The organism is Streptomyces sp. NPDC023723, assembly GCF_040639815.1.
In the GTDB taxonomy this organism is placed as follows: domain Bacteria; phylum Actinomycetota; class Actinomycetes; order Streptomycetales; family Streptomycetaceae; genus Streptomyces.
The window spans coordinates 26,818-48,186 of record NZ_JBFAAP010000033.1; the positions used below are offsets into that span (position 1 = coordinate 26,818).

Here is a 21,369-nt window from a genome sequence, read left to right on the forward strand (position 1 = left end):
CACCCGGGGAAAGGCGACCCGGTCGACGGGTCAGGCAGAGTCGACGGGTCAGGCAGAGTGGGGCGACGCCACCGAGGCCGATGTGTCGTGGACAGGCAGCGGGCGGTCCTCGTCCGCCTCGTCCCGCACCGGTTCCGCCGGACTGCCCGCACCGCTTCCGGCTTCCGAAGGACTCTCCCCGTCCCCCTCGTCGCCGGCCAGGACCCGCCGGGCCCGCGCCAGGTCCAGCGTGTTCTCCCAGCGGGCGACGACGAGCGTGGCGACCGCGTTGCCGCAGAAGTTGACCAGGGCCCGGCATTCCGACATGAACTTGTCGATGCCGAAGACGAGCATGATTCCCGCGGCCGGTACATGGCCGACCGTCGACAGCGTGGCCGTCAGCGCGATGAATCCGCCGCCGGCCACGCCGGCCGCGCCCTTGGAGGTCAACAGCATCACGGCCAGCAGACCGAGCTGCTGGCCGGCCGACAGCGGGGTGTCGGTGGCCTGGGCGATGTACAGCGTGGCCAGGGAGAGGTAGATCGCCGCCCCGTCCAGGTTGAAGCTGTAGCCCGTCGGCACCACCAGTCCGGCTGTCGGCCGGTCCACGCCCATGGACTGCAGTTTGCGCATCAGGCCGGGCAGTGCGGGCTCGGCCGTCGACGTGCCCAGGACCAGCAGGAGTTCCTCCTTGAAGTGGCGCAGCAATTGGAAGATGTTGAGCCGGACGTACGCCGCCAGCACACCGCCGAGGACCACGACGACGAACAGGATCGAGGTGACGTAGAAGAGGAGGATCAGCGAACCGAGACTCGTCAGCGTGGAGAGACCGAACTTGCCGATCGCGAACGCCATCGCGCCGAAGGCACCGAGTGGAGCCGCCTTCATCACGAAGGACAGGACCGTGAACACGACCTCGGTGAGACGGTTGACCGATGCGATCAACGGCTCGCCGGCCTTGCCGACCATCTTCAGGGCGATGCCGAAAATGACGGCGAGGAAGATGACCTGGAGGATGTCTCCCTCGACGAACGCTCCGAAGAAACTGTCCGGGACCAGGTTCGTGAGGAACTCCCACCAGTGCTGGTGTTCGCCCTTCTCGACGTACTGACCGGCGTCGCCGGACAGCTCCAGTTCGCCGACGTCGGCGTGGACACCCTCGCCGAGCGGGAAGACGTTGATCGCCACGAGGCCGACCGCCATGGCCACGACGGTGCCCGCCTGGAAGTAGACCAGCGCCTTCACCCCGGTGCGGCCCACCTTCTTCAGGTCGGCCACCCCGGCTATCCCGCCCAGGATGGTGAGGAACACGATGGGGCCGATGAGCATCTTCATCGCCGCGACGAACGTCGTACCGATCGGCTCCATCGATGTACCGAGATCCGGCCACCGCCACCCGAGCACGATGCCGATGACGATCGCCACCAGCACCTGCACGTACAGCTGCCGGTACCACGGCTTGGCCCTGGCCACAGCACCGTCCGCGGTTCCGTCCGGGGTATGCACCATCGCAACCTCCATCCAGGCATGACTGGGCATCACCGGCGCACGACGAGGATTCAGGTGCGGCACGCACAGACGTGACGGTGAGGCCCGTGCGGTACCGGGCCCGACCAGTACCGCCTCGACTACCGGGTCAGTGAAGCGGCTCACACACCAAGAGGTCCACGACCAAAAAGCGATGACCCGGATAGGCCGTGCCTATGGGCGGAGGTGCAGCAGCGGCCCCCTGGCGGGCCGGGGGGAGCCGCGCGTGAACGATCACCGCGGAGGCGCTGTACGCACCCGGCGTGACTGTGTTCTCCCCCGCGGCATCGGCCTGTCGCCCAGCCAGACCTGTCGCCTGGGTCCAAGCGGACCCGGATCGTGCCCGAGCAGGCGCCGGTGATGCCCGACGCCGGCGCCCGACGGTGAGCTGCCGCGCTCCGCCATCGAGCCCGAGACCGTGATCACCGAGATCGTCCGGTCGGCCGCCCCGGCGTGCGAGCGGATCATCCGGGCGCTTCGCGCTTCGCGAGGCCGGCGCCGAACAGCTGGTGACGCCCCGCTGCGGCCACTGCGGGCGCGGTGTCCGCTGACCGGCCTCGGCGACGGCGTGAGCTGCGGAAGCACCCCCCTTGCCGGACGCGCTCGCGCCGGCCGACCCCGACGCCGGGCCCGTCCGCCCTGGGACGCCACAGACCCGACCTCTTCAACCACCGGCCGTTTGCTCTGGAAACGTGGCGGCTCTGGCGACTGCGGATTCGCTATGAACAATGCGCCGATCTCCATCAGGGGCTGCTTGAGATGGCCTGTAGCCTTTCACTCCGGCAAATCACCTATCAGGCCCCAGAGTCAACGAACCGGCCTCAGTAATCGCTGGTAAGTCCGCCAAGGGGCGCCAGATAAGCCTTTCAATCAACTCGCCTCTATAGAAGCGCTGTACTACAGTCAGTCCGTCGGCATAAGTAACCAGGATGGCTTCAGTGCCGCGCGACATTCCTTGCAGGACGCCTTTTCCCGCTCCTAGGGCGAGAATGAAAGGAAGTTCAGTCTCTCTTGCTGGTGCTTGCCGGCGCTTCGCTTACCGCCGACAGGAAAGATAGGGGGCGCACCTTGGTCAACGGAACGCCGTAACCTTGGATACATCTCGGCCGAGCATTTTCACCCTCCACGCTGTTCACCACCAGTGGAAGCCATGGACGTGGTCCGCCCGCTGGGCCACTCCTCACCGGCGATCACCCTCGGTTACTATGCACACTGCATGCCGGCGGCCGGAAGCAAGGGACGCACGGCTGTCGACGCGCTGCAGGGGAGGACGGGAAGCAGCATGCCGATCCGAGCTCCCCAGATTCTCCCCGCGGCCAACGGCGGGCGAGCTCGCTCAACGAGCGGTCCAGGAGGCGGTCGTGGAATGTAAGGTCGAGAGGGCAGGTTGGCTCCGGAAATGCTGAGAAACGTCACCGCCACCCGCTACGTGGAGCCCCTCACCTCCGGCGGCTCCGTCCCCGCCGTCGTCGAGGCCGATGACCTCGGCATGTACGTCGTGAAGTTCACCGGCTCCGCGCAGGGCCGCAAGGCGCTGGTCGCCGAGGTGATCGTCGGGGAGCTGGCGCGGGCGCTCGGGCTGCGCTTTCCCGAGCTGGTGCTGGTGGGCTTCGATCCGGCGATCGCCAGCGACGAACCGCACCAGGAAGTACGGGAGCTGCACCTCGCCAGCGCCGGGGTCAATCTGGGCATGGACTTCCTGCCGGGGGCCGCCGACTTCACCCCCGAGGTGGCGAAGAGCTTCCCGGTCGATTCGCTGGAGGCGGGCCGGATCGTCTGGCTCGACGCGCTCACCGCCAACGTCGACCGCACCGTGCACAGCTCCAACCTGATGGTCTGGCCGACGTCCGGCACGGCCCGGCCGCGCCTGTGGCTGATCGACCACGGCGCCGCCCTCGTCTTCCACCACCGCTGGGACGGCGCCGACCCGGGGAAGGCGTACGACCTGCGCCACCACGCCCTCGGCCACTACGCGCCCGACGTGCGTGCCGCCGACGCCGAGTTGGCGCCCGAGGTGACCGAGGACCTGCTGCGCCGGGTCCTCCAGGAGGTCCCCGACGCGTGGCTGGCCGACTTCGCGACCCCGGACGAGGCCCGCGAGCGGTACGTGACGCATCTCCACGCGCGGGTGCGGGCCTCGGCGCAGTGGCTGCCCACCGGCTTCCCGACCCAGGAGGAACGCGCCGCCGAGGAGGCCCTGAAGGCGGCCCGCACGCAACGGGACCGTCCGGACTGGCTGAAGCGGGTCCCCGACCTGCACGGCAGACCGGCGGCACAACAGGATTGGTCGGTGCATCTGGAATGAGCGGTCGTGTCGAGATCGAGTACTGCACCCAGTGCCGCTGGCTGCCGCGCGCGGCCTGGCTGGCGCAGGAACTGCTGACGACCTTCGAGGCCGAGCTGGACGAGCTGGCCCTCAAGCCAGGCACCGGCGGCGTCTTCGTGGTCCGGGCCGACGACGAGGTGATCTGGGACCGCCGGGAGCACGGCTTTCCGGAGCCGACGGCCGTCAAACGGGCCGTACGCGACCGAGTGGCCCCGGGCAAGACCCTGGGCCACTCGGAGAAGACCGGCTAGCGCTCAGCCCTTGAGCTGCTCGTACGCCGGCAGCGTCAGGAAGTCCGCGTAGTCCGCGTCGAGCGAGACCGTCAGCAGCAGGTCGTGCGCCTGCTGCCAGTTGCCGGCCGTGAACGCCTCCTCGCCGGTCTCCGCGCGGATGGCGGCCAGTTCCTCGGCGGCGACCTTGCGGGCCAGTTCGGCGGTGACCGGCTCGCCGTTGTCGAGGACCACGCCGGCGTTGATCCACTGCCAGATCTGGGAGCGGGAGATCTCGGCGGTGGCCGCGTCCTCCATCAGGTTGAAGATGGCGACCGCGCCGAGGCCGCGCAGCCACGCCTCGATGTAACGGATGCCGACCTGGACCGCGTTGACCAGGCCAGCGTAGGTGGGCTTGGCGTCCAGGGAGTCGATCGCGATGAGGTCGGCCGCCTCGACGTGGACGTCCTCGCGCAGCCGGTCCTTCTGGTTGGGCCGGTCGCCGAGGACCTTGTCGAAGGACTCCATGGCGATCGGCACCAGGTCCGGGTGGGCCACCCAGGAGCCGTCGAAGCCGTCGCCGGCCTCGCGGTCCTTGTCGGCGCGGACCTTCTCGAAGGCCACCTTGTTGACCTCGGCGTCCCGGCGGGACGGAATGAACGCCGCCATGCCGCCGATCGCGTGCGCGCCGCGCTTGTGGCAGGTGCGGACGAGGAGTTCGGTGTATGCCCGCATGAAGGGCGCCGTCATCGTCACCGCGTTGCGGTCCGGCAGCACGAACTTCGCGCCGCCGTCGCGGAAGTTCTTCACGATCGAGAACAGGTAGTCCCAGCGGCCCGCGTTCAGGCCGGAGGCGTGCTCGCGCAGTTCGTAGAGGATCTCCTCCATCTCGTACGCGGCCGTGATCGTCTCGATCAGGACGGTGGCCCGGACGGAGCCCTGCGGGACACCGACGTAGTCCTGGGCGAAGACGAAGACCTCGTTCCAGAGCCGGGCCTCCAGGTGCGACTCCGTCTTCGGGAGGTAGAAGTACGGGCCCTTGCCCTGGTCCAGCAGGCGCTGGGCGTTGTGGAAGAAGTACAGGCCGAAGTCGACCAGGGCGCCGGGCACCGGGCTGCCGTCGAGCCGGAGGTGGCGCTCGTCCAGGTGCCAGCCGCGCGGGCGCATGACGACCGTGGCGAGCTCCGCGTCGGCCTTCAGGGCGTAGGACTTGCCCGACTTCGCGTCCGTGAAGTCAATGTTCCGGGTGTAGGCGTCGATCAGGTTGAGCTGGCCGAGGACGACGTTCTCCCAGGTGGGCGCGGAGGCGTCCTCGAAGTCGGCGAGCCAGACCTTGGCGCCGGAGTTCAGCGCGTTGATGGTCATCTTGCGGTCGGTGGGGCCGGTGATCTCGACCCGGCGGTCGTTCAGCGCGGCCGGGGCCGGGGCCACCTGCCAGGAGTCGTCCGCGCGGATCGCGGCCGTCTCGGGCAGGAAGTCGAGGGTGACGGTGCGGGCGATCTCGGCGCGGCGCTCCGCGCGGCGGGCGAGGAGCTCGTCACGCCGGGGCGTGAACCGCCGGTGCAGCTCGGCCACGAAGGCGAGCGCCGCGTCGGTGAGCACCTCCTCCTGCCGGGGCAGGGGCTCGGCGTCGACGATGGCCAGCGGGGACGGCGCTGGTGCGGACATGAGCTGTCACTTCCTTCACAGGCACTTCTGAGCGTGGGGTGGCGTGAATGGATAGTAGTTTCCTCATGGTGGAAGTTCAATGTTTTGTTGATGTCGAGATACCGCCTGGTTCACCCAGGGCGGTCTCTTCTCACTCAAGGTGGCCGAGGTCCGCCTCGGTGTCGATGTCGTAGGGCTGTGCCACGTCCGCGCACTCGACGAGCGTGAGCTGCCCCGCGTGCTCCTTCAGATAGGCGCGTGCCCCCCGGTCCCCGGTGGCAGTCGCGGTGACACCCGCCCAGTGTGCCGCGCCGAGCAGCACGGGATGCCCGCGTACGCCGTCGTAGGCGGCCGAGACCAGGGACGTCTCGTCCCGGAAGGCGGCGCGGACCCGGGCCATCGCGGCGGCGCCGATACCGGGCTGGTCCACCAGGCAGACCAGCGCGGCCCGTGCCCCCGTACCGGCCAGGGAGTCCAGTCCGGCGCGCAGCGAAGTGCCCATGCCGCGCTCCCAGTCCGGGTTGTCCACCAGGACACACTCGTCTCGTCCGTCCAGTCCGTCCATTCCATCCGGTCCGTCCGGTCCATCCGGTCCATCCCATTCGTCCAGAGCCGCCCGGGCGCGTACGGTGTCCGCCCGCGCCCCCACAACCACGTGCACGCGGGCGCAGCCGCTCGCACGCAGGGCGCGCACCGCGTGCTCGGCCAGCGTCCGGCCGCGGTGTTCCAGCAGTGCCTTGGGGCGTCCGCCCAGTCGTCGCCCGCCGCCCGCCGCCAGCAGCAGGCCGGTGACCTGGTCTCCGTACTCCGTCATGGGTCCTGCATACCGGAGTTCGTGAACGACGCCCCGGGGAGCACCGGGTTTCGGGGCGCTTAATTTCAGCCCCCGCTGTGGCGCGGGCGTACCGGGTGGCGTTTACTGACCCGCGTCCCTGTGCGCCCGACCAGCGCCACCGGGGGCCGGGGGAACGGAACGAGCGAGGGCGCACGACGGGGTGCGAGGGGGAGGGGCCGTGTTGCGTGGCGTGGGGCAGAAACGAGTGGCCGACGGTGACGAGGACGTGCGGGTCAAGGAGTTGCGGACCGCGGTGGCCGGGCTGCGCCGGCGGCTCGCCGCGCTGCCTACGGAGTTCCCCGACCGGGGCGTCGCCGAGGACGAGTTGGCCACGCTCGCCGCGATGGCGGCCGCCGGTGTGCCGGAGGTGCCGCGGCTGCGTCACTCTCTCCTGCTGCTGGCCGGCGCGATCGGCTCGGTCAGCGCCCTGTCGGCGGGCCTGACGGAGGTCCGGCACGCGGTGGAGCTCTTCGGGGAGCCGCCGCGCTCCTGAGGTCTTGTCGGGTCGGCGCGCTCCTGAGGGCCCCTCAGGCCGCCGAGCCGCCGCCCGAGGCGAGCAGGGTCTCGGACAGCTCCGCCGCCACCTGCCGCAGCACCGGCACGATCGTGGCGGTCGCGGCCTCGGTGACGCGGCCGGCCGGGCCGGAGATCGAGATGGCCGCGGCGGTGGGGGAGTCGGGCACCGGGACGGCCAGACAGCGCACGCCGATCTCCTGCTCGTTGTCGTCGATCGCGTACCCCTGCCGCCGCACCTCCTCCAGCGCCGCCAGGAAGCCGTCCGGCGTGGTGATCGTCTTGTCGGTGGCGGCGGGCATCCCGGTGCGGGCCAGCAGCGCCCGCACCTCCTGCGGCGGGAAAGCGGCGAGCAGCGCCTTGCCCACGCCGGTGGAGTGCGGCAGCACCCGGCGGCCCACCTCGGTGAACATCCGCATCGAGTGCTTGGACGGCACCTGCGCCACGTAGACGATCTCGTCCCCGTCGAGCAGCGCCATGTTGGCCGTCTCGCCGGTCTCCTCGACCAGGCGGGCCAGATGCGGCCGCGCCCAGGTGCCCAGCAGCCGGGACGCCGACTCGCCGAGGCGGATCAGCCGGGGGCCGAGCGCGTAGCGGCGGTTGGGCTGTTGACGGACGTAGCCGCAGGCGACCAGCGTGCGCATCAGGCGGTGGATGGTGGGCAGCGGCAGGCCGCTGCTCGCGGACAGCTCGCTCAGGCCGACCTCGCCGCCCGCGTCCGCCATCCGTTCGAGCAGGTCGAAGGCGCGCTCCAGGGACTGGACGCCGCCGCTCGCGGAGGATTTGGCGGAGTCGGTGGTGCTGGCGCTGGACGTCGGCACGGCGCGTTCCTTTCGGGGCGGACGGGAGGGCAGAAGCCTACCCGGCGGCCGGTTGACTCCCTGCTTGTGCATAGCTACGTTCTGTCTGTCGAAATACTAATTCCACTTTGTGGAAACGTCCAGGGGGCGGCCGAGGTCATCGGGTCTCATCAGGTGTCATCAGGTGTCATCGGGTGCCATTGGGTGCCCCTTGACGGCGGGCGGACCCTGGGGAGAAGCTCCTTCAACAGAACGTTGAAGTCCGTTACGTGGTGGTAAACCGTGTACGCCGAGAGGGGTTCGGGTGTCCGAAGCTGAGCTGGTGCTGCGCTCCACGCGGGTCGTCACTCCCGAGGGCACCCGCCCCGCGTCGATCGAGGTGACCGGGGAGACCATCACGGCCGTCCGGCCGTACGACACCCCCGTCCCGCCGGGTGCCCGCCTGGAGGACGTCGGTGACCACGTCGTGCTGCCCGGCCTGGTCGACACCCACGTGCACGTCAACGACCCCGGCCGTACCGAGTGGGAGGGCTTCTGGACCGCCACCCGGGCCGCCGCGGCCGGCGGCATCACCACCCTCGTCGACATGCCGCTCAACTCCCTGCCGCCCACCACCACCGTCGAGCACCTAGACGTCAAGCGCCGGGTGGCCGCCGACAAGGCGCACATCGACGTCGGCTTCTGGGGCGGCGCGCTGCCCGACAACGTGAAGGACCTGCGCCCGCTGCACGAGGCCGGTGTCTTCGGCTTCAAGGCGTTCCTGTCCCCGTCCGGCGTGGACGAGTTCCCGCACCTCGACCAGGGCCAGCTCGCCCGTTCGCTGGCCGAGATCGCCTCCTTCGACGGCCTGCTGATCGTGCACGCCGAGGACCCGCGGCACCTCGCCGCCGCCCCGCAGCAGGGCGGCCCGCACTACCGGCACTTCCTCGCCAGCCGCCCGCGCGACGCCGAGAACACCGCCATCGCGGCCCTCGTCGCCCAGGCGAAACGGTTCGACGCCCGCGTGCACGTCCTGCACCTGTCCTCCGGCGACGCCCTGCCGCTGATCGCCGCGGCCCGCGCCGAGGGCGTCCGCCTCACTGTCGAGACCTGCCCGCACTACCTCACCCTCACCGCCGAGGAAGTCCCGGACGGTGCCAGCGAGTTCAAGTGCTGCCCGCCCATCCGCGAGGCCGCCAACCAGGATCTGCTGTGGCAGGCGCTGGCGGACGGCACCATCGACTGCGTCGTCACCGACCATTCGCCGTCCACCGCCGACCTCAAGACCGACGACTTCGCCACCGCCTGGGGCGGCATCTCCGGCCTCCAGCTCAGCCTGCCGGCCATGTGGACCGCCGCCCGTGCCCGCGGCCACTCGATCGAGGACGTCGTCCGCTGGATGTCCGCGCGGACCGCCGCGCTGGCCGGGCTGACCGGGAAGGGCGCCGTCGCGGCGGGCCGCGACGCCGACTTCGCGGTCCTCGCCCCCGACGAGACGTTCACCGTCGACCCGGCCGCCCTCCAGCACCGCAACCGCGTCACCGCGTACGCCGGCCGGACCCTGTACGGCGTCGTGAAGTCCACCTGGCTGCGCGGACAGCGGGTGCTGCACGAGGGCGCGTTCAGCGAACCGCGGGGGCGGCTCCTCGTCCGCACCCCCTGACCCTCTCCCGACCGTGCCCGACGACCGAAAGGCAGAACTGATCACCGTGACGGCGACCTCGATGTTCACCGGCGACGCGAACCCCTACGGAGGCGGTGACCCGTACGCGGACTACCGCACCGCCGACTTCCCCTTCACCCAGCACGCCAACCTCGCCGACCGGCGGCTCGGCGCCGGTGTCGTCGCGGCCAACGACGAGTTCTTCGCCCAGCGGGAGAACCTGCTGGTGCCCGAGCGGGCCGAGTTCGACCCCGAGCACTTTGGCCACAAGGGCAAGATCATGGACGGCTGGGAGACCCGCCGCCGCCGGGGTGTCTCGGCGGACCACCCCTGGCCCGCCGACGAGGACCACGACTGGGCGCTGGTCCGGCTCGGCGCGCCCGGCGTGATCCGCGGCATCGTCGTCGACACCGCGCACTTCCGCGGCAACTACCCGCAGGCGGTGTCGGTGGAGGGCACCTCGCTGCCGGGCTCCCCGTCCCCGGAGGAACTCCTCGCCGAGGACGTGAAGTGGACGACGCTGGTGCCGCGTACCGAGGTCGGCGGCCACGCGGCCAACGGCTTCGCGGTCGACGTCGAGCAGTGCTTCACCCACCTGCGGGTCAAGCAGCACCCCGACGGGGGCATCGCCCGGCTGCGGGTGCACGGCGAGGTGGTCCCGGACCCGGCGTGGCTCGCCGCGCTCGGCACCTTCGACGTGGTCGCCCTGGAGAACGGCGGCCGGGTGGAGGACGCCTCGGACCGCTTCTACTCGCCGGCCACCAACACCATCCAGCCGGGCCGCTCGCGCAAGATGGACGACGGCTGGGAGACCCGGCGCCGCCGCGACCGGGGCCACGACTGGATCTCGTACCGGCTGGCCGAGCACTCCGGCGTCCGCGCGGTGGAGATCGACACGGCGTACCTGAAGGGCAACTCGGCCGGCTGGGCCTCCGTGTCGGTCAAGGACGGCGTGGACGGCGAGTGGCGCGAGATCCTGCCCCGCACCCGCCTCCAGCCCGACACGAACCACCGCTTCGTCCTCCCCGAGGAGGCCGTGGGCACGCACGCGCGCGTGGACATCCACCCGGACGGCGGCATCTCCCGGCTGCGGCTGTTCGGCGCCCTCACCGCGGACGGCGCGGCCCGGCTGGCCGCCCGCCACCAGGAACTGGGCGGCTGACCCGGGAGACGCGCGGCTGTCTGTCCGGCCCGTCCGGCGGACAGCCGCCGTCTGCCTGTCGCGGCCCTGAGGAGGACCCGGGGCGGCGACCGGCAGGGCCCGACCGGCGGGCGGGCAGCGCTCCACCCACGCCGGATGAGACAGGTCCCACGCGCCGGATGAGACAGGTCCCCGTGCCGCGATGAGTTCCGGGTGCCGGCGGGGTCTGCCCTGATGACAGCGGACCCTCCGTGCCAGACGCGCGGGACGCGCACGAAAGGCAGGCACCCGTCATGGGCAAGCTCGTCCTCACCACCTTCGTCACCCTCGACGGCGTCTACCAGGGGCCCGGCGGCCCCAAGGAGGACACCCGCGACGGCTTCGCCCACGGCGGCTGGACCGTCCCCTACGACGACGAGGACTCCGGCCGCTTCATCCTCGGCCTCTACGACCGGGTCGGCGCCTTCCTGCTGGGCCGCCGTACCTACGACATCTTCGCCGGATACTGGCCGAAGGTCACCGACCCCGCCGACCCGGTCGCCTCGAAGCTGAACAACCTGCCGAGGTACGTCGCCTCCACCACCCTCACCGACCCCGGCTGGACCGGCACCACCGTGCTCGGCGCCGACCTCGCCAAGGAGGTCACCGCCGCAAAGGAACGCACCGACGGCGAGCTCCTGACGCACGGCAGCGGTGTCCTCGCCCGCTCCCTGCTCGCGCTCGGCCTCGTCGACACCGTCCACCTGCTGACCTACCCGGTGGTCCTGGGCGCCGGCCGCCGGCTGTTCGAGGCGGGCTCCGTGCCGACCGCCTTCCGGCACACCGGCGGCCGGGTCACCGCGAAGGGCGTGAGCATCCAGTCGTACGAGCCGGCGGGACGCCCCGAGTACGGCACGTACGAACTGCCGGAGAATGACTGACGCGGCTGTCGGACGCCTGTGCGAAACTGCGCGGGTGTCTGCCTGGATAACTCCGCGCCGCCTGGGCGCACTTGCCGTGCTGTACGCCGTCTTCGTCGGCGGCTGGTATCTCGGCCAGCCGCTCGAAGGGGTCGGCTGCGAGCCCTACGAACCGCCGGTCACGGCCGACGCGCCCGCGTCGTTCGGGGAGCCGGGCGCCGCCGCCGACACCCTGGCCTGGACCGCCGAACAGTTCTTCACCAGCGACATCGTCAGGGCGGAGGCCGTGGGGGCGGACTGCGACGGCGAACCCCGCCCCCGCCTGCTGGCCTGGGCGACCGGCGACTGGCGCTGAGGCGCGGCGCGCCGGGGAATCGGGGAGGGGATCGAGTGGTCCGGGCGAGCCGGATGGTCCGGTCGGGCCGGGCGGGTCGGAAAGCCGTGGGTTAACCGGGTGAAAACTCATCGGGCGGGACGGGGGAAATCTTCTCCTTGTCATTGACATGCCATCATCTACGCGCGTCATCATAGGGGCATGCGATTTCCCCCACACGCCGCCCGCATCGGCGCGGCCGCCGCTGCCCTGACCGCCCTGCTCGTGGGCGGCACCGTCTCCGCGACCACTGCCACCGCCGCCCCCGCGGCGGTCGGCAGCATCTGCTACAGCGACCTGCCGTCCCAGGCGCACGACACCCTCGACCTGATCGAGCAGGGCGGCCCCTACCCGTACTCCCAGGACGGGACCGTCTTCCAGAACCGCGAGGGCATCCTGCCCAGCCAGTCCAGCGGTTACTACCACGAGTACACGGTGATCACCCCCGGCTCGTCCACCCGCGGTGCCCGCCGCATCGTCACCGGTGACGAGTACCAGGAGGACTACTACACCGCCGACCACTACGTCTCCTTCGACCTGGTCGACTACGCCTGCTGATCACCGCGCCCGCAGACCCTCGCCCCGCGGACCCCCCACCCACATTGGCCGCGGGGCGAGACCTTCGGGCCGAGACCTTCGGGCCACAGGCGCCGCCATGTCCTGACAACCGGACTGCGCAACTTCCCGTCAACAACGCGCAGAGCTACGCTCGCCACGTGCCGAAACCAGAAGTCGACCCGCCCGCGACGCCAGACCTCGGCGTGGACCGGACCAGTCCGGTGCCGCTGTACTTCCAGCTGTCGCAGCAACTGGAGGCGGCCATCGAGCAGGGCGTCCTCACGCCGGGCAGCCTGCTGGGCAACGAGATCGAACTGGCCGCCCGGCTCGGCCTGTCCCGGCCCACGGTCCGCCAGGCCATCCAGTCGCTGGTCGACAAGGGCCTCCTGGTACGCCGCCGCGGCGTCGGCACCCAGGTCGTCCACAGCCAGGTCAAGCGCCCCCTGGAGCTGAGCAGCCTCTACGACGACCTGGCGGCGGCAGGACAGCGCCCCGGCACCCAGGTCCTGGTCAACGACGTCGTCCCGGCGACCGCCGAGGTCGCCGCCGCGCTCGGGGTGGCCGAGGGCGACGAGGTGCACCACATCGAGCGGCTGCGCCTGACCCACGGCGAGCCGATGGCGTACCTGTGCAACTACCTGCCGCCCGGCCTCCTCGACCTGGCCACCGGCCCCCTGGAGAGCACCGGCCTGTACCGCCTGATGCGCGGCGCCGGCATCACCCTGCACAGCGCCCGCCAGTCCATCGGCGCCCGCGCCGCCACCGCCGCCGAGGCCGCGCGGCTCGACGAGGCCGAGGGCGCCCCGCTGCTCACCATGCGGCGCGCCACGTACGACGACACCGGCCGCGCGGTCGAGTACGGCACCCACACCTACCGGCCGTCCCGTTACTCGTTCGAGTTCCAGCTCCTGGTGCGGTCCTGAGGTCGGTTCTGAAGTCCGGCATATGCCCCCGGCGTGTCGCGCCCGACACCCATGCCCGACAATAGGGCGTTTGGGTTGGTGGGCGCACTGGCCCTCGCGTAGGACAGAACCACGACAGAACCACGACCGCACGCAGCAAGACAGCACAGAGCAAGAAGGGCACCGCCTCGTGGCACGGTTTCGGACCTGGACAGGCATCGCGCTGGCAGGGGCATTGTCACTCTCCCTCGTCGCATGCAGCAGCACCGGCGGCAAGCGCGCCGAGGACGCCCGCAAGGCCGCCGCGGCCCAGGGGAAGGCGGCGGTGAACACCCCCCGCTGGACCGTCGCGATGATCACCCACTCGGGCGACGGCGACACCTTCTGGGACATCGTCCAGAGCGGCGCCGAGCAGGCCGCCGTCAAGGACAACATCAACTTCCTGTATTCCCACGACGACGAGGCCCAGCAGCAGGCGCAGCTGGTGGACGCAGCCGTGGACAAGAAGGTCGACGGGATCATCGTCACGCTGGCCAAGCCGGACGCGATGAAGGCCGCGGTCGCCCGCGCGGTGAAGGCCGGCATTCCGGTGGTCACCGTCAACTCCGGCTCGGCCGAGTCCAAGGAGTTCGGCGCGCTCACCCACATCGGGCAGGACGAGACGATCGCCGGCGAGGCGGTCGGCGAGGAACTGAACGAACGGGGCCGCAAGAGCGCCGTCTGCGTCCTGCACGAGCAGGGCAACGTCGGCCACGAGCAGCGCTGCGACGGCGTGGCGAAGACCTTCGACGGCAAGCTCCAGCGGCTCTACGTCACCGGCACCAGCATGCCGGACGTGCAGTCCGCCCTCGAGGCCAAGCTCCAGACCGACAAGAGCGTCGACACGGTGGTCACGCTGGGGGCGCCGTACGCGGACACCGCCGTCAAGGCCAAGCAGGGCGCGAACAGCAAGGCCGAGATCGACACCTTCGACCTGAACGCCAAGGTGGCGGCCGGCCTGAAGGACGGCACCCTCGGCTTCGCCGTCGACCAGCAGCCCTACCTCCAGGGCTACGAGGCGGTCGACCTGCTGTGGCTCTACCGGTACAACGCCGACGTCCTCGGCGGCGGGCAGCCGGTGCTCACCGGGCCGCAGATCATCACCAAGGACGACGCCGACGCGCTGGCCGACTACACGGAGCGGGGCACCCGATGAGCGCCGCCGACGCCCCGGTCACTGACGAAAGGATTCTGCGGACCTCTCCGCTGCGGAAGCTCCTCGGCCGTCCCGAGCTGGGCTCGGTCGTCGGCGCGATCGCCGTCTTCGTCTTCTTCGCCCTGGTCGCCGACAGCTTCCTGCACGCCGCCAGCCTCAGCACGGTCCTGTACGCCTCCTCCACCATCGGCATCATGGCCGTACCGGTCGCGCTGCTGATGATCGGCGGCGAGTTCGACCTGTCGGCGGGCGTCATGGTGACCTCCTCCGCCCTGCTGTCGTCGATGTTCAGCTACCAGATGACCGCCAACGTCTGGGTCGGCGTCGGTGTGTCCCTGCTGGTCACCCTCGCCATCGGCGCCTTCAACGGCTTCATGCTCAGCCGCACCAAGCTGCCCAGCTTCATCATCACGCTGGGCACCTACCTGATGCTGATCGGCATGAACCTCGGCTTCACCAAGCTGATCGACGACACCGTCTCCACCAAGTCCATCGCCGACATGGAGGGCTTCGCCGCCGCCAAGGACGTCTTCGCCTCCACGATCACCATCGGCGGCGTCGGCTTCAAGGTGACCATCCTGTGGTGGCTCGCGCTGGTCGCGCTGGCGAGCTGGATCCTGCTGCGCACCCGCGCCGGCAACTGGATCTTCGCGGTCGGCGGCAACCAGGACGCCGCCCGCGCGGTGGGCGTCCCGGTGACGAAGACCAGGATCGGCCTCTACATGGGGGTCGCCCTCGGCGCCTGGATCTCCGGCCAGCACCTGCTCTTCTCGTACGACGTCGTGCAGTCCGGCGAGGGCGTCGGCAACGAGCTGATCTACATCATCGCGGCCGTCATCGGCGGCTGTCTGATCACCGGCGGCTACGGCAGCGCGGTCGGCTCGGCGGTCGGCGCCCTGATCTTCGGCATGACCAGCAAGGGCATCGTCTTCGCCGAGTGGAACCCCGACTGGTTCAAGTTCTTCCTCGGAGCGATGCTGCTCCTCGCGACCCTGCTCAACGCCTGGGTCCGCAAGCGCGCGGAGGCCACCAAGTGACGACTCAGCCCACCGACACCCGTACCGCGCTGGTGGAGCTGTCCGGCGTCAGCAAGCAGTACGGCAATGTCCGGGCCCTGGAAGGGGTGTCCCTGGCGGCGCACGCCGGTGAGATCACCTGTGTGCTCGGCGACAACGGGGCCGGCAAGTCCACCCTCATCAAGATCATCGCGGGCCTCCACCAGCACGACGGCGGCTCCCTCACCCTGGACGGCGAGGAGACCCGGCTCTCCTCGCCGCGCGACGCCCTGGACCGCGGTATCGCCACCGTCTACCAGGACCTGGCCGTCGTCCCGCTGATGCCGGTGTGGCGCAACTTCTTCCTCGGCTCCGAGCCGCGCAAGGGCGTCGCCCCGTTCAAGCGGATGGACGTCGACCTCATGCGCCGCACCACCCGCGCGGAACTGCTCCGCATGGGCATCGACCTGCGCGACGTCGACCAGCCCATCGGCACCCTCTCCGGCGGCGAGCGCCAGTGCGTGGCGATCGCCCGCGCGGTGTACTTCGGCGCCAAGGTGCTGGTCCTGGACGAGCCGACCGCGGCGCTGGGCGTCAAGCAGTCCGGGGTGGTACTGAAGTACGTCGCCGCCGCCCGCGACCAGGGGCTGGCCGTCGTCTTCATCACCCACAACCCGCACCACGCCTACCTGGTGGGCGACCGTTTCGTACTCCTGAAGCGCGGCACCATGGTCGGCAACCACACCCGCGACGAGATCACCCTGGACGAGCTGACCCGGCAGATGGCCGGCGGCAACGAACTGGACGACCTCCGCCACGAGCTGCGACGGCGTTAGCCCCGGTCATAGCCCTCGTCCTAGCGCCGGTCCTAGTCCCGGTCCCGGAGCGGGCCCTCCAGGAGGTCGCGCAGCTGGGACCGGGCGGTGACGCCCAGCTTGGGAAAGCTGCGGTAGAGGTGCGAGCCGACCGTACGCGGGGAGAGGAACAGTTTCTCGCCGATCTCGCGGTTGGTCAGCCCCCGCGCGGCCAGCTCGACGATCTCCCGCTGCTGCGGGGACAGCCCGGCGAGCGCGTCGGCGGCGGCGCTCGTGCCCGTGGCCGGGCCCGCGCCCGTGGCCGCGTCCGTGGTGTCGAGACCGGCGGCGCGTGCCTCGGCCCGGGCCCGCGCGGCCCACGGCTCGGCGCCCAGCCGGCGGAAGACCTCCAGGGCCTCGGCGAGCGGCCCGCGCGCCTCGGCGATCCGCCGGCGCCGCCGCAGCCACTCGGCCAGTTCGAGCAGGGTCTGGGCCCGCTCGAAGGGCCAGTGCGCCAGTACCGGGTCCGCCAGGGCGGCTCGGAAGTGCGGCTCGGCGCCCGCCGGGTCCCCGGGGTCGGCCAGCAGGCCACGGGCCCGGCTGAGCAGCGCCCGCAGCCTGGGCGAGGCGTCGTCGCCCAGGGCGCGCGCGGTCCGCTCCACGACCTGGACGGCCTCCTCGCGCCGGCCGCAGCGCACCGCGGCGGCGGCCAGCTCCGCGACGGCCGGGTAGGACGCGTGGTAGTGCACCGGCGCCCCGTCCGCGTCGAAGACCATGCGGAACTGCTCGTACGCCGTCTCGTACGCCCCCTCCGCGACCGCCGCCGCACCGAGCGCGCGGCGCGCGAAGACGGCGACCGAGCGGCTCTCCAGCGGATCGATCGCGGCGAGCGCCGCACCGGCCCGGGCCCGGGCCGCCGCGACGTCCCCCTGGAAGGCCAGCACGGTGGCCGACACGGCCGCCGCGCAGGCCACGGCGTGGTCCAGACCGGCCGCCCGGCCGACCACGGTGGTACGGGCGCAGGCCGCGAGCGCCTGTTCCCACCTCCCGCGCTCCACATAGGCCCAGGCGATCGCGCCGCCCAGCCCCTCCGGCAGCGCGCCCTGCACCTCCCAGCGGTCGAAGGCCTCGTCGAAGGCACGCACCGCCCGCGGGGTCTCGTCCAGCAGCCAGGCCATGATCCCGACCATGGTGAGCCGCTCCGGCGCGGCTCCCGCCCACGTCGTCAGCGCGGGCAGCAGGGAGACGAGCGCGTCCCGGCCGTCGAAGGGGTCCGCCACGGTACGTATCCAGACGGGCGGGCCCGCGTGCGTGATCCGGGGGTCTGCCGGGAGGCGTCGCAGGATGTCCTGGACGCGTCGGCGGTGGTCGTCCCGCCCGGAGTAGTAGCGGACCACCGCGGCGTCGGCCAGCAGGTCCAGCGCGGCGCCGGGCCGGGTGACGGCCATCGCCTCGGCCGCGTCGGCCAGCCGCGGGAAGACCGCGGAGTGCCGTACGGTCAGGGCTGCCAGCCGGCCGGCCTGCGCGGAGGCGCGGGCCAGCAGCGCGCTGTCGTCGGTACGCGCGCGTGCCGCCGCGGTCAGTTCCTCGACCCAGGGCAGATCCCCGGTGAACACGGCCGCGCCGGCGGCCTCGACCAGGAGCCGGGCACTGTCCGCACGCCGTGGCGCCAGTTCGGCGGCGCGGCGCAGGGCCTCGGCCGCCGCCGCGTGGCCGCCGCGCCGGCGGGCCCGGCCGGCGCTGCGCTCCAGCTCCGCCGAGACGGCCGCGTCCGGGCCCGTCGCCGCGGCGGCGAGGTGCCGGGCGCGCCGGTCCGGTTCGTCGCGGAGCAGCCCGGCCAGCGTGAGATGAGCCTCGCGCCGGGCGCTCGGAGCAGCGGAGTGATACACGGCCGACCGGACCAGCGGATGACGGAACCGCACGTCATCGCCGGTCCGTCGGATCAGCCCGGCCTGCTCGGCGGGCAGCCATGGCTCGTCTTCCGGGGCGGGGAGCTCGGCCGGTGCGGGGTTGGTGGCGGGCTGGGGGAGGGCGGTTGCCGGCAGGGGGCTCTGAGAGGCGGTGGCCGGTGGGAGGGCGGCCTGGGAGGCGGTGGTCGGCAGTCCGGCCGGTGGGAGGGCGGCCGGGGGAAGGCCGGTGATCCGCGGGCCGCCGGTGGCCCGGGAGTCGGCGGTCGGCGACAGCCCGGTCGACGGCAGGGCTGCCGGTAGGAGGGCTGCCGGTAGGAGAGCGGTCGGTAGGAGGGCGGTCGGGGGGAGCGGGGACGCCGGGAGGGATGACGTCGGGTCCGGGGCGTCCAGGGCGGACAGGAGCAGCAGGGCGCGGGTGGTGGCGACCGGCAGGCCGTTCAGCCGGGCGGCGAGCATCCGCGCCGCGCGGTCGGTGAGCGGGAGCGGCCCCGCGAACGGCGGCCCGGCGGCCGTCTCCCGTACGGCGGCGGCCCGCGCGAACTCCACCAGGGCCTGGGGATTGCCGTCGGCCTCGTCGAGAATCCGCGTCCTGGTGCGGCCGGCCGGGCCGTCCGGCCGCCGGTCCAGCAGCCGGCCGGCGGCGGTCCGGTCCAGCGGCCCCAGGGTGAGCGCCGGCACGGTCCCGTCGAACCCCGGCAGCTGCTCACCCGCGCGGACGGCCACCAGCATGGTGACCGGTTCGCCGTCCAGCCGCCGGGCGGCGAAGGCCAGTACCTCCAGGGAGGCACGGTCGAACCAGTGGGCGTCGTCCAGCACGACGAGCACGGGCCGCCGGCCACCCGGCGCCGACAGCAGACCCAGCACGCCGAGCCCGAGCAGCATGGGGTCGGGCGAGCCCGTCCGGCGGCGGGGGGCGGGCGCCGTTGCGGAGGCGGACGTCAGGGGACCGGCCGCACTCGCCCGCACCCCCGTATCCGGCCCCATCCCGAAGGCGGCCCGCACCGCCGCGCGCTGTGCGCCCGGCAGACCGTCCACCTCGTGCCGCACCGGCCGCAGCACCTGGTGCAGCGCGGCGAACGCCAGCCCCGACTCCGACTCGCTGCCCACCGCCCGCAGCACCCGGGCACCGCCGGCCGCCGCCCGCCGCGCCACGTGCTCCAGCAGCGCGCTCCGGCCCATGCCCGGCTCACCGGCGACCACCACCACCGACTCCGCCGACGCCGAAACCGACGTCGACGCCGATGCCAGGTCCACCGCGCGGAACAGCCGCGCCGACTCGGCGTCCCGGCCGACGAGCGGCTCTTCCGCACCCTGCCCGGATCCGGCGGCCCCGTCCGGGCCACCTGGGTGCACGTCCACGGACTCTCCAGACACTGTGGCTCCGCGGCGGGTTCGCCCGCCGCAGCCGTCCAGGCTACAAGCGCCGGTACGGGGCCGGACGCCCGACTGCGGTCACGTGACCGATACCGCAGCGACCGGCCCCCGCCCTACGCTCGCGGCCGAACCCAGCACCCGAACCAGCCCTGGCATCCAGCACCGGCGTCCAGCACCCGAACCCAGCACCCGCACCGAAAGGCACCACCGTGCGCCACCACCCCGCCCCCGCAGTGCCCACCGCCCCCGCAGTGCCCACCGCCCCGGTAGTGACCACCGCGCGGGGCGCCGTCCGCGGCCTGCGCCAGGACGGCACCGTCGCCTTCCGGAACATCCCCTACGCCGCCCCGCCCCGCGGCGCCGCCCGGTTCGCGCCGCCCCGGCCGCACGCCCCCTGGGACGGCGTACGGGACGCCACCGTGCCCGGCCCCAACGCGCCGCAGTCCGAACGCCGGCTCGGCAGCGTGGACATGTCCCCGTACTTCGGCACCGGCTGGGCCAAGGGCGAGGACTACCTCACCGTCAACGTCTGGGCACCCGAGACAGCCGACGGCGGCCTGCCCGTCATGGTGTTCGTGCACGGCGGCGCGTTCGTCGCCGGATCGACGCGGTCCGCGCTGTTCGACGGCACCGCCTTCGCCCGCGACGGCGTGGTCCTCGTCACGCTCAACTACCGGCTCGGCGTCGCCGGCTTCCTCGACCTCCCCGGCGCGCCCGCCAACCGCGGCCTGCTCGACGTACTGGCCGCGCTGCACTGGGTCCAGGAGAACATCGCCGCGTTCGGCGGTGACCCCGGGAACGTCACCCTTTTCGGCCAGTCCGCCGGCGCGACCGTCGTCGCCGGCACCCTGGCCGACCCGGCGGCCGCGGGTCTCTTCCGCCGGGCGATCGTGCAGAGCGGCAGCGGACTGGGCGCGTTCACCCCCGAGCAGGCCGCCCGGGTGACCGGGGCCGCGGCCGAGGCCCTGGGCGTCGCCCCGCACGCCGACGCCTTCGCGGACCTCTCCGACGAACGCCTGGTCGAGGCCGCGTCCCGGCTGGCCGGCATCGACCTGCGGACGGACACCGACCTGGACCCGCTGATCGGCCTCAGCCCGTTCAGCCTGGTCCTCGGCACCCAGCCCGCCGTATCGGTCGCGGCCGGCGCCGGCGCCGGCGTCGACCTGCTCGTCGGCACCAACGCCGAGGAGGGCAACCTCTACCTGGTCCCGTTCGGCCAGTACGCCACCTCGACCGCCGAGGACGTGGCCGACGTGGCGGCGCGCGCCCACCCCGACCCGGCACGGCTCGTCGCGACGTACCGTACGGCCCGGCCCGCGGCGTCCCACGGCGAGCTGCGGTCCGCCGTCATGGGCGACGCGCTGTTCGGCGCGGGCAGCCGGGCCCTCGCCGACGCCCACGCGGCGCACCCCGGATCAGGCACGTACGCCTACGAGTTCGCCTGGCGTTCGCCCGCCCTGGACGGCCTGCTCGGCGCCAGTCACGCGGTCGAGCTGCCCTTCGTCTTCGACGTCGCCCATCTGCCCGTGCTGCACGGCCGCACGGCGCTGCTCGGCCCCGGCCACCCGCCCGCGGACCTCGCCCGCCGCACCCACGACACCTGGATCCGCTTCGCCACGACCGGTGACCCGGGCTGGCCGCGGTACGACTGCGCACACCGCACCACGATGCGCATCGCCACCGAGTGGACGACGACCGACGCCCCCCACGCCGAAGAACACGGGGCCTGGACCACCTCGGCCTGATCCCC

18 protein-coding genes are annotated in these 21,369 nt (G+C 72.2%); 13 read left to right on the top strand and 5 right to left on the bottom strand.

Annotation, left to right across the window (positions count from 1 at the left end; translation table 11 throughout):
- Positions 1-48: 48 nt before the first annotated feature.
- Positions 49-1,488 carry a C4-dicarboxylate transporter DctA gene (dctA, locus tag AB0G32_RS27865; RefSeq protein ID WP_361168932.1) on the bottom strand — a complete coding sequence of 480 codons (1,440 nt, stop codon included), beginning with the start codon at positions 1,486-1,488 and terminating at the stop codon, positions 49-51.
- Between the two features lie 1,417 nt (positions 1,489-2,905).
- On the opposite strand from dctA, the gene AB0G32_RS27870 reads away from it, so the two are divergent.
- Both AB0G32_RS27870 and AB0G32_RS27875 read left to right on the top strand, forming a co-directional pair.
- Positions 2,906-3,811 (top strand): HipA family kinase, encoded by a 906-nt coding sequence (locus AB0G32_RS27870; protein WP_361168935.1) that lies wholly within the window; start codon positions 2,906-2,908, stop codon positions 3,809-3,811.
- Positions 3,808-4,083 (top strand): Rdx family protein, encoded by a 276-nt coding sequence (locus AB0G32_RS27875; protein WP_361168938.1) that lies wholly within the window; start codon positions 3,808-3,810, stop codon positions 4,081-4,083. The genes AB0G32_RS27870 and AB0G32_RS27875 overlap by 4 nt, the downstream gene beginning before the upstream one ends.
- Before the next feature lie 3 nt (positions 4,084-4,086).
- Here AB0G32_RS27875 and aceB read toward each other — a convergent pair whose 3' ends face one another.
- The gene (aceB, locus tag AB0G32_RS27880; protein ID WP_361168941.1) at positions 4,087-5,709 is read right to left on the bottom strand and encodes a malate synthase A; all 1,623 of its coding nucleotides are present in this window, start codon (positions 5,707-5,709) and stop codon (positions 4,087-4,089) included.
- 130 nt (positions 5,710-5,839) lie between these two features.
- Complete coding sequence (locus tag AB0G32_RS27885) at positions 5,840-6,502, bottom strand: nucleotidyltransferase family protein (protein WP_361168944.1); 663 nt, start codon at positions 6,500-6,502, stop codon at positions 5,840-5,842.
- 199 nt (positions 6,503-6,701) lie between these two features.
- On the opposite strand from AB0G32_RS27885, the gene AB0G32_RS27890 reads away from it, so the two are divergent.
- Positions 6,702-7,016 (top strand): DUF5955 family protein, encoded by a 315-nt coding sequence (locus AB0G32_RS27890; RefSeq protein WP_361168947.1) that lies wholly within the window; start codon positions 6,702-6,704, stop codon positions 7,014-7,016.
- A 34-nt stretch (positions 7,017-7,050) separates the two neighbouring features.
- Here AB0G32_RS27890 and AB0G32_RS27895 read toward each other — a convergent pair whose 3' ends face one another.
- Positions 7,051-7,857 carry an IclR family transcriptional regulator gene (locus AB0G32_RS27895; protein WP_361168950.1) on the bottom strand — a complete coding sequence of 269 codons (807 nt, stop codon included), beginning with the start codon at positions 7,855-7,857 and terminating at the stop codon, positions 7,051-7,053.
- A gap of 283 nt (positions 7,858-8,140) precedes the next feature.
- Here AB0G32_RS27895 and allB point away from each other — a divergent pair, with 283 nt between their 5' ends.
- From allB to AB0G32_RS27940, 9 genes are all read left to right on the top strand, one after another.
- Positions 8,141-9,478 (top strand): allantoinase AllB, encoded by a 1,338-nt coding sequence (gene allB / locus AB0G32_RS27900; protein ID WP_361168953.1) that lies wholly within the window; start codon positions 8,141-8,143, stop codon positions 9,476-9,478.
- A 46-nt stretch (positions 9,479-9,524) separates the two neighbouring features.
- Positions 9,525-10,640: an allantoicase gene (alc, locus tag AB0G32_RS27905; protein WP_361169051.1), complete on the top strand. Its 1,116-nt coding sequence runs from the start codon at positions 9,525-9,527 to the stop codon at positions 10,638-10,640.
- A gap of 272 nt (positions 10,641-10,912) precedes the next feature.
- A complete protein-coding gene (locus AB0G32_RS27910) occupies positions 10,913-11,539 on the top strand; it encodes a dihydrofolate reductase family protein (RefSeq protein ID WP_361168956.1) in 627 nt (208 codons plus the stop codon).
- Between the two features lie 34 nt (positions 11,540-11,573).
- A complete protein-coding gene (locus AB0G32_RS27915; RefSeq protein ID WP_361169063.1) occupies positions 11,574-11,873 on the top strand; it encodes a hypothetical protein in 300 nt (99 codons plus the stop codon).
- Between the two features lie 180 nt (positions 11,874-12,053).
- The gene (locus AB0G32_RS27920) at positions 12,054-12,449 is read left to right on the top strand and encodes a ribonuclease domain-containing protein (protein ID WP_361168959.1); all 396 of its coding nucleotides are present in this window, start codon (positions 12,054-12,056) and stop codon (positions 12,447-12,449) included.
- A 158-nt stretch (positions 12,450-12,607) separates the two neighbouring features.
- A complete protein-coding gene (locus AB0G32_RS27925; RefSeq protein ID WP_361168962.1) occupies positions 12,608-13,372 on the top strand; it encodes a GntR family transcriptional regulator in 765 nt (254 codons plus the stop codon).
- Positions 13,373-13,541: 169 nt separating this feature from the next.
- Positions 13,542-14,546, top strand: a complete 1,005-nt coding sequence (locus tag AB0G32_RS27930) for a sugar ABC transporter substrate-binding protein (protein WP_361168965.1) — start codon at positions 13,542-13,544, stop codon at positions 14,544-14,546.
- Positions 14,543-15,583, top strand: a complete 1,041-nt coding sequence (locus AB0G32_RS27935) for an ABC transporter permease (RefSeq protein ID WP_361168968.1) — start codon at positions 14,543-14,545, stop codon at positions 15,581-15,583. Before AB0G32_RS27930 ends, AB0G32_RS27935 begins: the two co-directional genes overlap by 4 nt.
- Positions 15,580-16,377, top strand: coding sequence for an ATP-binding cassette domain-containing protein (locus AB0G32_RS27940; RefSeq protein ID WP_361168971.1), 798 nt, complete (start codon positions 15,580-15,582; stop codon positions 16,375-16,377). Before AB0G32_RS27935 ends, AB0G32_RS27940 begins: the two co-directional genes overlap by 4 nt.
- 32 nt (positions 16,378-16,409) lie before the next feature.
- On the opposite strand, the gene AB0G32_RS27945 is transcribed toward AB0G32_RS27940, so the two are convergent.
- Positions 16,410-19,604, bottom strand: coding sequence for an AAA family ATPase (locus AB0G32_RS27945; RefSeq protein ID WP_361168974.1), 3,195 nt, complete (start codon positions 19,602-19,604; stop codon positions 16,410-16,412).
- 284 nt (positions 19,605-19,888) lie between these two features.
- On the opposite strand from AB0G32_RS27945, the gene AB0G32_RS27950 reads away from it, so the two are divergent.
- Positions 19,889-21,364 carry a carboxylesterase family protein gene (locus AB0G32_RS27950; RefSeq protein WP_361168976.1) on the top strand — a complete coding sequence of 492 codons (1,476 nt, stop codon included), beginning with the start codon at positions 19,889-19,891 and terminating at the stop codon, positions 21,362-21,364.
- Positions 21,365-21,369: the final 5 nt, after the last annotated feature.

Bases quoted from the DNA above. Each gene is read 5' to 3' on its own strand.
- aceB (WP_361168941.1), bottom strand. From the start codon at position 5,709: ATGTCCGCACCAGCGCCGTCCCCGCTGGCCATCGTCGACGCCGAGCCC.
- dctA (WP_361168932.1), bottom strand. From the start codon at position 1,488: ATGGTGCATACCCCGGACGGAACCGCGGACGGTGCTGTGGCCAGGGCC.
- AB0G32_RS27935 (WP_361168968.1), top strand. From the start codon at position 14,543: ATGAGCGCCGCCGACGCCCCGGTCACTGACGAAAGGATTCTGCGGACC.
- AB0G32_RS27870 (WP_361168935.1), top strand. From the start codon at position 2,906: ATGCTGAGAAACGTCACCGCCACCCGCTACGTGGAGCCCCTCACCTCC.
- AB0G32_RS27885 (WP_361168944.1), bottom strand. From the start codon at position 6,502: ATGACGGAGTACGGAGACCAGGTCACCGGCCTGCTGCTGGCGGCGGGC.
- AB0G32_RS27920 (WP_361168959.1), top strand. From the start codon at position 12,054: ATGCGATTTCCCCCACACGCCGCCCGCATCGGCGCGGCCGCCGCTGCC.
- AB0G32_RS27910 (WP_361168956.1), top strand. From the start codon at position 10,913: ATGGGCAAGCTCGTCCTCACCACCTTCGTCACCCTCGACGGCGTCTAC.
- AB0G32_RS27875 (WP_361168938.1), top strand. From the start codon at position 3,808: ATGAGCGGTCGTGTCGAGATCGAGTACTGCACCCAGTGCCGCTGGCTG.